General features: G+C 56.4%; 9 protein-coding genes and 1 riboswitch. Of the genes, 4 read left to right on the forward strand and 5 right to left on the reverse strand.

The features are described 5' to 3' along the window. Positions 1 to 5: 5 nt before the first annotated feature. Entirely contained in the window at positions 6 to 1,076 is a 1,071-nt protein-coding gene (locus tag NTX17_01955; GenBank protein MCX5800141.1) for a cytochrome-c peroxidase, read from the reverse strand. 191 nt (positions 1,077 to 1,267) lie between these two features. Beyond that, positions 1,268 to 1,378: riboswitch (TPP riboswitch) on the forward strand. A gap of 51 nt (positions 1,379 to 1,429) precedes the next feature. Between NTX17_01955 and NTX17_01960 the strand changes: the two genes are divergently transcribed. Then, positions 1,430 to 2,515: an AIR synthase family protein gene (locus NTX17_01960; GenBank protein ID MCX5800142.1), complete on the forward strand. Its 1,086-nt coding sequence runs from the start codon at positions 1,430 to 1,432 to the stop codon at positions 2,513 to 2,515. A 6-nt stretch (positions 2,516 to 2,521) separates the two neighbouring features. Here NTX17_01960 and NTX17_01965 read toward each other — a convergent pair whose 3' ends face one another. Both NTX17_01965 and NTX17_01970 read right to left on the reverse strand, forming a co-directional pair. Continuing rightward, positions 2,522 to 4,375 carry a carbon starvation protein A gene (locus NTX17_01965; GenBank protein MCX5800143.1) on the reverse strand — a complete coding sequence of 618 codons (1,854 nt, stop codon included), beginning with the start codon at positions 4,373 to 4,375 and terminating at the stop codon, positions 2,522 to 2,524. A 13-nt stretch (positions 4,376 to 4,388) separates the two neighbouring features. Continuing rightward, positions 4,389 to 6,392, reverse strand: coding sequence for an APC family permease (locus tag NTX17_01970; protein ID MCX5800144.1), 2,004 nt, complete (start codon positions 6,390 to 6,392; stop codon positions 4,389 to 4,391). A 192-nt stretch (positions 6,393 to 6,584) separates the two neighbouring features. Between NTX17_01970 and NTX17_01975 the strand changes: the two genes are divergently transcribed. Then, the gene (locus NTX17_01975; protein MCX5800145.1) at positions 6,585 to 7,433 is read left to right on the forward strand and encodes a nucleotidyltransferase domain-containing protein; all 849 of its coding nucleotides are present in this window, start codon (positions 6,585 to 6,587) and stop codon (positions 7,431 to 7,433) included. Between the two features lie 44 nt (positions 7,434 to 7,477). Continuing rightward, entirely contained in the window at positions 7,478 to 9,724 is a 2,247-nt protein-coding gene (locus tag NTX17_01980; GenBank protein ID MCX5800146.1) for a S46 family peptidase, read from the forward strand. Positions 9,725 to 9,814: 90 nt separating this feature from the next. On the opposite strand, the gene NTX17_01985 is transcribed toward NTX17_01980, so the two are convergent. Beyond that, entirely contained in the window at positions 9,815 to 10,705 is an 891-nt protein-coding gene (locus NTX17_01985; protein MCX5800147.1) for a sensor domain-containing protein, read from the reverse strand. After that, entirely contained in the window at positions 10,689 to 11,057 is a 369-nt protein-coding gene (locus NTX17_01990) for a PadR family transcriptional regulator (GenBank protein MCX5800148.1), read from the reverse strand. The genes NTX17_01985 and NTX17_01990 overlap by 17 nt, the downstream gene beginning before the upstream one ends. A 451-nt stretch (positions 11,058 to 11,508) precedes the next feature. Between NTX17_01990 and NTX17_01995 the strand changes: the two genes are divergently transcribed. Next, positions 11,509 to 12,048, forward strand: coding sequence for a hydrolase (locus NTX17_01995; protein MCX5800149.1), 540 nt, complete (start codon positions 11,509 to 11,511; stop codon positions 12,046 to 12,048). The last annotated feature ends 9 nt before the right edge of the window (positions 12,049 to 12,057 follow it).

The raw sequence follows: 12,057 nt of genomic DNA on the forward strand, positions 1-12,057 counted from the left end.
CTCCTCTACTTTGGCAGTACTGAGGCCGGGATGGGCGTCACGGCTGCAACTTCAGGATTGAGGCTCGTCATGGCACGCGTCATGAACGCAACCAGTGCACTCACCTCCTGGTCAGTGAGTCCAAGGGGTACCATTATGCGATCGAGGTATGCGTCACGTGTGCCCCCGCCCTTATTGTAGAAATTGACCACGTCTGTCAGAGTCTTCTCCCCGCCCGTATGCATGTATGGCGGTCGTAGTGCAGCGTCTCTAACTGTCGGCGTTTTGAAGGCGCGCGTATCCTTGGGGTTTTTTGTGATTTCCGATCTACCATCGTCTACTTTGAGCGGACCACTCTGCGTGACACCTAGATTGTGGAATCTTCCATCCGTGAAATGACCGCCCCAGTGACATGCCGTGCAATGTGCCTTTCCGTTGAATATCTCTAACCCTTGCTTCTCGAGCGGCGTCAGGGCGGTATCGTCGCCTTTGACAAGCCTGTCAAAAGGCGAATCCGTCGTGATGACGGTGCGCTCGAACGCAGCTATGGCCTGCGCCACCTGGTCGATCGTTACGGGCGTCGTTCCGAACACATTCTTGAACTCTTCCACATAACCTGGAATATCACCTACTGTTCTCAGCATTTGCTCATGAGTATTGCCCATCTCGACTGGATTCTGGATCGGCCCCTTGGCTTGTTCCTCGAGACTCGGGGCTCTTCCGTCCCAGAATTGCAGGGGTAGGTAGGCTGCGTTGGAGACTGGCGGAGCTCTGCGGCCGCCGCGCTGCGAACCTATTCCCTCGCTCGTCGGACCCTTGTCAGCCCAGCCCGCGAGAGGGTCGTGGCATGTGGCGCAGCTAATGGTGTTGTCCTTTGAAAGACGGGTGTCAAAATAGAGCTGTTTGCCCAGCATGATTTTCATGCCGGTCTGGGGATTATCGGCCGGGACAGACACTTGAGGCAGGTTGCCGAGTTTCTGCGGTCCCAGCGAATGTACCTCCACCCCGGTGAGGGGTTGGGGCGAGTTGTCGGCAGCCAGAACCAGAAGCGGGACAAACAGGATTACAACAGCGAGAAATACGTGAATTCTCTTCATGTTGCCCCCCTTGTTCGAGTGAACGGACACAGAACCAACAATGTAACTGAATGCCAGGTGATCAATATGAACAGTTGCTCTCGCCGCGTTGGCCCGAACAGTCTATCAAAACGGCAAGGGGAATTGCAAGAGTTCTGACCTGCCCCCGTTAACGGAGTTTGACAAACCTGGGAACGGCGTGCTATAGATGAGAAAGTGCTTGGGGGAGCAGAAACGGCTGAGAGGGCTCCGCGAAAAACCTGGAGTCGACCCCCTGAACCTGTTAGGGCAATGCCTGCGGAGGGAAAGCACTATTCGTCGCCTCTTCTGCGGTGACGCACTGTTCCCTGCCGCCGGCATGCTTGGAGGAGGCAATGAAACCGAAAGCAGCGCAGACAGGGAACGACCTGCCCGAAATCGGAAAAATCTCCCCGGAAATATTCGACGAAGTCATCTTTCCCATGCTTGGTCGTAAGGACAGCAGCGTTCTGGTACCCCCTCAGCACGGTGTGGACGTCGGCGTCATCGACATCGGTGGGGGTTTTGTGATGGCCATCACCTGTGATCCGGTGTTCGTGGTGCCTCAGTACGGCTGGGAGCGCTCGGCGTGGTTCGCCATCCACATTCTCGCCTCGGACGCCGCGACTTCCGGCTTGCGCCCCCGATACCTCGCTATCGACCTCAACCTTCCGATGAGCATCACAAAACATGACCTAGTGACTCTCTGGAAGACGATGCACAAGGAATGCGACAAGCTGGGCATCGCCATTGTCGCCGGCCACACTGCCCGATACGAGGGAACGGATTATCCCATGATCGGCGGGGCGACGATGATGTCCGTCGGCCCCAAGACAGACTACATTACCCCGGCCATGGCGTCGCCGGACGAAGACATCGTGATCACGAAGGGACCCGCGATCGAAGCATCGGCGCTCTTCGCAGTGGCCTTGCCGCGCCGTGTTGAGGAGGCCTACGGCCTGGTGTTCGCGGGACGTGCCGAGGCCCTCTTCTGGCAGACTAGCGTTGTTGAGGATGCCCTCACCGCGGTCTCAGTCGGAGTGCGCGAGAATGGCGTCACAGCAATGCACGACGCCACCGAATGCGGCCTCTGGGGAGGGCTCTACGAGGTGGCTCGCGCTTCCCGCGTGGGGATGCGAATCGAAAAGGGAAAGATTCCGATTCCGGACGAGGTAGAGAAAATCTGCCGTCTCTTTGAGATCGATCCCTTCTCTTCGATCAGCGAGGGCACTCTGATTATTACGTGCAAGAAAGCGAAGACAACGAAGCTTCTCTCGTGCTTGGAAGGGAAGGGGATTCTGGCGGCAAAAATAGGGGAGACCTGTCCGGAAGAACATGGAATAACTTTGCTCGAGAGAGATCACGAGATACCTCTCGAACACCCGAGGGTCGATCCTTTCTGGAAGGCGTTCGGGCAAGCCCTCGCGGCCGAGAGCAAGTAGGCCAAATCACGCCTCGCCGAATTTGTGTTGCTGGAATTGTGATTCTGAACCGAGTGCGGTCTTTCCGGCTCGCACGTGCTTGCCTTGGGTCAAAACGCGGTAAGAGCGGCGGAATGATTCAATCAGGACGACCACGGCGCAGAACATGATCAGGCCGGAGAGAGTGACGTTCACGTATCCCAGTCCCACCTTCCCCGGAGTAGTCGTCAGCGGCATGAAATTGTCGAAGATGTTCCGCCAGCCGGCGTAGAGCGTCGTGACGGTCACGAAGGACATCGGTACCAAAGTCACCCACAGATAGCGGACCTTGCCTGCGTTGATAAGCGCGGTCGTAGCCACGGCCAGCGCCACTCCCGCCAGCAGTTGATTGGCGGTGCCGAACATCGGCCAGATCGTGCTGATGTTGCCGGTCCATATGAAATATCCCCAGCAGAAAACCACGAGGCCCGTCGAGATGAGTGTTCCGGGAATCCAGCCGGTCCTCTCCATCGGCTTGTAGAACCGACCGCCGAACTCCTGAAAAAGGAACCGCGCGACGCGCGTCCCGGTGTCGATCGTAGTTAGAATGAAAAGGGCCTCGAACATGATGGCGAAATGATACCAGTAGGACATGAGGCCCCTCATGCCCGGCAGGCCGGAGAATATCTGAGCGAACCCGACGGCCAGCGATACCGCGCCTCCGGGCCTGCCCGCCACGTTCTCTCCGACCTGTGCGGAAAGGTCGGCAAGATTCACCGGAGTCATTCCCATGCCGGCAAACTTGGCCGGCGCCACGTTGATGGCAAAATAGTCGGCCGGCACCAGCGAACAAGCGGCGATCAAGGCGACAACGCTCACGATGCCTTCCACGAGCATGGCCCCGTAGCCGATCAGGATGGCGTCCGATTCCTTCGATATCATCTTGGGCGTGGTACCGGAGGCCACCAACGAGTGAAAGCCCGATATGGCTCCGCAAGCGATAGTGATGAAGAGAAACGGAAAGAGCTTTCCGGGAATGATCGGTCCGCCGCCATGCACGTAAGAAGTGACGGCGGGCATTTTGAGGTAAGGGTGAACCACCAGGACGCCGATCACGAGCGCCACGATCGTCCCGATCTTCAAGTAGGAGCTGAGGTAGTCGCGGGGGCAGAGCAAGAGCCAAACGGGCAGTACGGACGCGATGAAGCCGTAGGCTGCGATGGCGACGATAATCCCATTCTGTGAGAGCGTGAACCAGGGGCCCAGGAACGAGTGAGGCACGCGCCCGCCAAGAATCACGGCGGCAAACACGCCAATCACTCCGATCGCGCTGGCCTCGACAATGTGACCAGGCCGAATCCGGTACATCCACAGGCCGACGAACAGCGCCACTGGAATTGTCGCGGCGATCGTGAACGTACCCCAAGAGCTTTCTTTCAGAGCGTTGACCACTGCCAGCCCCAACCCTGCCAACGCCACGATGATGATTATTAGAATGGCCAAAGAGGCGATCGTTCCGGCAACGGGACTCACCTCGTGGCGAGCGATCTCAGCCAGTGATTTTCCCTGGCGCCGTATGGACGCCACGAGGATCAAAAAGTCATGCACGCCCCCAGCCAGCACTGCCCCCAACAGCATCCAGAGCAACCCGGGGGCGTACCCGAACTGGGCCGCAAGGACAGGGCCGATCAGCGGTCCCGCCCCGGAGATGGCGGCGAAGTGGTGTCCGAACAGAACCCACTTGTTAGTCGGGTGATAGTTGTGGCCGTCGTTGAGGCTGTGAGCGGGCGTCGGCCGGCTGTCGTCGATAGCGGCGATCCTGGCCGCGAGGAAGGCGCTGTAGTAGCGGTATGCCAGGGCCATCACAAGAATGGCACCCAGCACAATCGGCACAGCGTTCATAGACGCTCCCTAGCTATATCCTGACCCTGATCGGCAAGATCACGCTGGTAATCCCACGCCATTGGAGACGCCGCTGAACCGCGAATGCGGTCTCGTTGTGGAATATTCTGTCGTAGAACTTTGGAAGGCGGAAGGTAACCTGACCGGTGAACACAACGGATTTTGGGAATTCCTTGACGATACCCTCACATAGGTGCATTGCTCCGTCGACCACGTCGGTGGCCACGATCATCCTGTAGTCCGCAGCAAAGCCGAGCTTTCTGGTCAAGTCAACACATTTCTCGAGGTCACGATTGACAGACTGTTCCAGGGCGTCGATTCCTTCCGCCCCCTTGAACGCTCCGGAATCGACCACGGCCACAGACCCAAAGATGATGTTCTTGTAGGTCCCGGGGAAATTTTTGATGATCGAGAGCAGCGTATGGACGGCGGGGCCGTTGTAGCCCGAAACGAGTTGAATTGCGGTCCACTCGTTGGGGTCAAGAGGACTGGTGTTGATCGGACCGTACGTCGGAAAATCGAGAAGGATTTCGTCGAGTTTTGCGATTCCTCTCTGCACTTTCGCGTAGTGACGGTGCACAAGATAGCAGCCCGCGACCACGAGAGCCGTGATGAGGAACGTCAACCAGCCTCCGGCGGTGAACTTTTCGATTGTCGTAATTATGAGAATGGTCGCGCAAAGGACGAGGCCGACGAGATGAACGCTCAAGTGTCTCTTCCATTTCGGGTCTTCCTTCCGACGGCGGACATAGAAGCGGCTCATTCCGAGCTGAGACAACGAGAATGTCACAAAAACGTTGATCGAATACATGACCACCAACGCGGCCACCGACCCGCGCGTGTAGATCATGAGAGCGATGGATGCGAGACCTATGATTAAGACGCCGTTCTGCATGCTCAGCCTTTCGGAAAGGTTGGCGAAACGACGAGGAAACCAGGAGTCCATGGCCATGTTGGACATGACTCGCGGACCATCGACAAAGCCGGTCTGTGCTCCCACGAGAAGCAGGGCGCCTTCCGCGAGAATAGTGACAAAGGCGATCCAGCCTCCGACCGGCCAACCGGCGAAGAGCCTGTCGGCAAGAGCGGCGTTGAGCGTCTTTCCTACCACCGGTTTTATGTCTACGAGGCCGTAGCAGAGAAACAGGACTCCCGCGGTGAACGCCAGCGAGACGGCCATGTAGAGCATGGTCTTCTTTCCCGTCTGCACCTTCGGCTCACGCATGATCTGGAGGCCGTTCGACACGGCCTCGATTCCAGTGTACGTGCCTCCTCCCAATGAATACGCGCGGAAAAACAGCGCCAGCAAACCCCAGATTCCGATGGTAGAAAGGTCTCGTGCGACGCCTGAGTTGAATTCGTTGGCGAGCGGGACAAAGCGATCCGTGTGCGTGAGAACCCCGTCGAGCAGCATGAGGACGTGGGTGACGACAAAAACAATGAAGATGGGCGCGAGGACCGATATCGATTCCTTCACCCCTCTTATGTTGAGTACGATGAGAATCACGCAAAGGAAGCACGCAATCGGAACCTTGTAGGAATGGAATTCCATCGGGAGAAAACTGAAGATCGCATCGACGCAGGCCACGATGGACACGGTGGCGGTCAGTATGTAATCGACCAACAAGGCACTTCCGGATACGACTCCCGCGTTCTTTCCAAGCATGTGAGTGGCCACGACGTATCCGCCTCCGCCGTGGGGGAAGTGCTCTATGATGCGGGAATAGGCGTAGGAAATGATAAAGACCGTTAGGGCCGTGGCCAGCCCGAGCAGGACGGCAAGATAAGTATGGCTCCCCAGCGCCCGGAACGCCGCCTCGGGGCCGTAAGACGAAGACGATAGTCCGTCCGCACCGAGGCCTATCCACGCCAGCAGTGGAATCAAGGACATCTTATGAACGACCTTCGGGTCCTTGAGCTGTCTGGGCGCCCCGGCTATCGCGCGCCAGGTTCGAGCAAGCCCGCTGACTTGCGATTCACTACCGTCGGAACTCACGATTCCCCCATTATACCACACGCCGGCTTTTCCACAGTTCGAAGCACTCTCTCCAAGATAACACAGAATACACCCCAAAAGCCGGAAGCACATCATACATGGTTATTGAATGGTTGCATCATTTAAAAATATGGGTAGAATCTGAGATATCGCGTTCGTTGGAATATCGAGTTCTTCGGAGGCGTCGAACTGGCAAGAGGAGGGTGCCGTACGTTGAGCAGGACACGGAGCGTTGTACGTCGATCTACACGCCGTGACAGGACACAGGATCGCAAGGCGATCGGTCGCGAACAGATTCTCTCTGCACTCGTGAGTGCATTGGAGCCTCTCGATTACGTGTACGCGATGTGGGAGGGAGGGGCCATCGGCCACGGTCGTCTCGACGAGTGGTCGGACATTGATCTGTACGTAGACGCTCGGGATGAGCGGGTAGGAGAGGTATTCCCAGTCGCGGAACGAGCGCTGGAATCGGTTTCGCCGATTGAGCTCAAGTACGAAGTCCCGACCGTCCCGGCTCAGGGCTACGCGCAGGCGTTCTATAGGCTCGATGGCACGAGCAAGTTCCTACTGATTGACCTGGCCGTCTTCAAGCATGGTTGCCAGGACAAGTTTCTCGAATCTGAAATCCACGGTGGAGTGTGCTTCTGCTTCAACAAAAACGAGGCAATCAGACGTGCTCCACTGGACAGGGAGAAGCTTCTCAATACTCTGAGATCTAGGGCCGAGAGGATTCGGAAGCGTTACGACACGTTCGGATGTTTCATCCGCAAAGAGATAAGCAGAGAGAATTGGATCGAGGCTCTGGAACTGTATCGTGGATTGACGCTAGACTTGCTGGTCGAATTGCTGCGGATCAAACATAAGCCCGTGCGTTACCAGTTCAAGACGCGATATGTTCATTATGACCTGCCAGCGGATGTCGTGAAGAGGCTGAAGAAACTCTATTTTGTGAGGGACGAGGAGGATCTGGAACGCAAGTACCGTGCCGCAGAGAAATGGTTCTACGAAGCGCTCGAGGACATCGATTTCGAGGAAATCGAACGACGTTTGGGGAATGCTTGATGGGAGTCGGTGTGACGAGGAAACCCTTTTCGGAGGAGACGCGTATGAGGAAGATCTTCTTGGCGAACAACAAACCACGGTGCCGGCTGATTGTCGGAGTGAGCTTCGTCGTCATTGCTGCGGCGCTAGCCTGTCTGTTTCCCGCGTACTGCGGGGAAGGCATGTGGCTTCCGCAAGAGCTATCCGACGAAGTCATGCGGGACATGCGCCTCAACGGGTGCGAACTCAGTAAGGATGAAATTTACAACGGTCTGGGGACGGGTGTGGCAAACGCCGTGGTGAGGGTCGGTGCGACAGGTTCTTTTGTGTCGCCGGAGGGATTGATCCTCACAAATCACCACGTTGCGTTTGGCGCCGTGCAGCGAATGAGTACCCTCGAACACAACTACATCAGGGAGGGATTTCTCGCCAGGTCGAGGGAAGAGGAGGTGCCGGCCGTCGGTTACACGATTTACGTCGGTCAGTCCGTGAACGACGTGACGCGAGAGGTGCTCTCGGCAGTGAAACCTTCGATGTCGCCTCTTCAGCGTTACAAGGCGATTGAGAGAAGAACGAGAGAAATTGTGAAGAAGGCGGAGAAGGGAAGGGACGTTTATTGCGAGGTCAGAGGCTTTTTCGGCGAGTCAAGATACCTGCTCTACACGTCTATCAAGATCAAGGACGTCCGCGTTGTGTATGTTCCGGCCCGCTCCATCGGCGAGTACGGCGGTGAAGTGGACAATTGGATGTGGCCTCGCCACACGTGTGACTTCTCCTTTCTTAGAGCGTACGTAGCGGCGGACGGGAAGACGGCCGAGTACTCGAAGGGCAACGTTCCGTACAGACCGAAAACCTACCTCAAGATTGCGGCGGCCGGACTTCGCGAAGGAGACTTCGCCTTTATCATCGGCTTTCCTGCTTGGACTGACCGGTATCTGAGTTCGTACGCCCTGAGCGATCTCGAGAGCTTTGAGTTTCCGCAGCAGATAAGACTGCAGGGCCAGATGGTGAGGATTCTCGAGGAACAGTCGGGCGCCGACCCGGTTGCCGCCGTCAGGGTCGCGGGCCAGATGAAAGGTATCTACAATTACCTCAAGAAGGACCGAGGAATACTGGAGGGATTCAAGAGATTCCGTCTCGTCGAGCAGCAGAAAGAAATGGAAGGGAAGCTCCTCGCTGACTCTCAGGCCGACATGGTGATCCACGAGAAGTACAACAGGCTTCTCGGCCGACTCGAGTCTTTGTACGAAGAGAATTCCAAATGTGAGATGAAGGATCTTCTTCTGGAATACCTGGTTGGACAGAGATCACTACTCGGCGAGGCGATGCTGCTTTACAAGTGGAGCGTTGAGAAGACCAAGAAGGATCTGGATCGTGATTCCGGATTTGCAGATCGCGACATTCCCGACATGAAGAGGGACCTCAAGATCTTCAACACGGGATTTCACCCCGGAAGCGATCGGGGACTCTTGGAGATGTTCCTGCGCGAGATCGCCGGTCTTCCAGAAGGGCAGCGAGTGGCCGTCGTGGATGAAATGCTGGGGCTGAGAAATGAGGCGGAACGCGAAAGGGCGATTGCCGGCGAGGCGTCGGCAGAGTTGCAAACGGCGATAGGGGCGCTTTTGGACGGACTGTACAGCGATACGAGACTTGATAAAGCTGAGGAGCGCCTCAGAATGTTCGACATGTCGCGCAGTGAGCTTCTGAAGGAGGGGGATCCTTTCATCGCCCTTGCCGCCAAGCTCTACGAAGAAAATGAGAAGAGAATTGAAAGAAGGAAGAGCTTCGCCGGTGCTCTTGACATGTTGATTCCTCAGTGGATTGAGATGCTCACCGGAGGATTGAAGGCCGGTCTTTATGCCGACGGGAACGGTACGATGCGCCTCAGCTACGGGTGTGTGGAAGGCTACGCTCCGCGCGACGCGGTCCTCTATCGCCCGTTCACGACACTCAAGGGAGTCGTGGAGAAACACACGGGTGCGGACCCCTTCGATTGCCCCGAGAGGATCCTGGAACTGGCTGCCAGCAGGACCTACGGTCCCTATGCTTCCTCGGACTTTGACGACGTGGTCGCCAACGTGCTCACGTCCAACGATTCCACGAACGGCAACTCGGGAAGCCCCTTGCTCAACTCGAAGGGGGAGCTCGTCGGGTGCCTGTTCGACGGAAACTACGAGGCTCTGAGTAGCGACTTTCAATTCGAGGACGACTTGACCCGTTCCATCAGTGTGGACATCCGGTACATACTGTTCGTGACTGATTTCGTGGACAACGCCCAGAATGTGCTTCAGGAACTGGGATTGAAGCAGTGAACGGTTGTTGCCAGGCTCGTTTGCCCGTAGCGCGCCAAGACTATTATTCTGTGACGTAGCATTGCGCCGGCTGGCAACGCATCGCTGCGTTCACTCCATGACGAGCATTGTCTTGGCCAGAGCGCCGTGCATCTTCCCCACGGACTTTACCAGATGCATGGTGACTACGAGCAACAGAATCCCTCCCAGTACGACCAGAGGGAGAAGGGCGCCTGGCACGTAGTAATGAGCGTCATCTATCTGCGCGACCGGAAAATGGAAAACGAGTTGCATAACCGGTTGTGCCATCAAGCCCACTGAAAGGGCAAGCAGGGTCGTGGCTACCGTAAAATAGATGATGCCTATCGGTAGCTGTAGCACCATGTAGGCAAGCGTCATCCATGTGCGCTTTTCTGAGACCAGACTCTTGAAGTGTCCCCACCATCCGAGGTTCTGCTCCGAGAAAAGGGATCTTCGAGGCATCCTCACTCCCAATAGCGCCTCGACGACTCGGCCCTCCACAAAGGCGATTCCTCTCACGGACAGCAAGAACAGCCCCACAAAGGGCAGACCGATGACAAGCACGAGAAGACTCGCGGAGAGCGAGATTCCAGTGACTGCCCACGTGAAGTAGATGATACCAGTGGCGAGAGAGAAGAGCATATAGAGGAATGCTCCCCAGGCCCTGGGGTCCGCAATTACACCGAAGAAGCGTGACATGGATGACCTCCTTTGTTGTAGTGCGGGGCGCGCAAGTCCGGTCGGAGTCCGGGCCTCGATTTCCATGAAAGCGGCCGCCACCTCGGCCGGCAACCCATACTTCTCGACGATCGGCTGAAGAGCCTCGGTCTCCGAGGCTCGAGGGCTGGCCGCAATTGCGTTACCAAGCGCGATTCTCAAATGCTCCTCGCTGTCCGAGAGAGCGTCTTGGATCGTGGCGGGATCGGCTCCCGCGAGCTCCTTCTTCAGTAGGGCGAGGTATTCATCAATGCTCTTTATCATCCGGTACTCCTTGCAACATTGTGTCCACGAAACCCTTTGTTTGATCCCATATCTCTCTCCACCGCGCGAGCGTCTGTCGACCGGCGTAGGTGATTCCGTAGTAGCGCCTGGGTGGTCCCGAAACGGACGGCTCGACACGACTGTCCAACAGGCCGCTGTCTTCCAGAGATCTCAACACGGGATAGAATGCTCCTTGCTTCATCATGGGGACTTGCTTGCGGTCTGACTCGATGTGCTTGGCGATCTGGTAGCCGTACATGGGTTCGGTCGCGTTGTCCAAGACACTCAGGAGGACCAAGGCAGCGGTCCCGGAATTCAGCTCCTTCTGGAATTTTTTGTCTGCAGTGCTCATCTCATTCACGGTGCCTTCCTCTCCCTCCGTCGGTACGTACCCCGTTCGCCCGGCTGCTTCGTCGTTCGCTCGGCCATTTTTCAAGTCCTACGTGCTTGGCTCTCTGTATTGCGAAATGTCGAATATTGTTGAATAGCTACTAATGCTAGATGAATAGTAGTATCAAGCTAATAGTATGTCAAGGGTTTTTTTGAGTCCAGACAATTTCGACTGTCGCCCGAGGCCGTTCTAGTTTGACCGGGAAGACCCCGGTTGCGACCCCCTCGGCTGCGAAACTCGTTGACTCTCATCGGCTATCGTCATAGATTCATTGTAGTAAGGCCGTAGGCGAAAAGCTGAAGCCGATCAAAATGTGGGAAAAATGGAGGGACCTACCCGGAGCTCTTCGCACCTTCCCGGAGCTTTCCAGCTTCGGCCGGTGCTTCGCAAGCGGGGTCCGGCGGACGATAACATGCTGAAGACCGAGACGACGGTTCTGGTGATCATCGACGTGCAGGGAAAGCTTGCGCATCTAATGCACAGGAAGGAGGAACTCTTTGAGAACCTCCAAAAGATCATCAAGGGTGCGCGGATTCTTGGAATACCTATTCTCTGGCTCGAGCAGAATCCAGAAGGCCTGGGTCCCACAATTCCAGAACTGGCGGCCCTTCTGGACGACGTCGGCCCCATCAGTAAGTTCAGTTTCAGCTGTTGCGGAGACGACCGCTTCGTAACTGCACTGAATTCACTGAATCGGAAGCAGGTCTTGCTCGCGGGGATTGAGACGCACATCTGCGTATATCAAACAGCGACAGATCTGGTGGCTTCAGGATACGAGGTACAGATCGTCTCCGACGCCGTCTCTTCGAGGACAAAAGAGAACAGAAAGATCGGCTTGGAGAGGATAAAGGAAATTGGTGCCGGCTTGACGGGCACTGAGACCGCTTTGTTCGAGTTGCTCAGAACCGCGAAGGCGGAGAAGTTCAAAGAGATTGCCAAAATTGTGAAGTGAGGATCCCGT

The sequence above is a fragment of the Candidatus Eisenbacteria bacterium genome, assembly GCA_026388185.1.
In the GTDB taxonomy this organism is placed as follows: Bacteria; Eisenbacteria; RBG-16-71-46; order JAFGJU01; family JAFGJU01; genus JAPLKG01.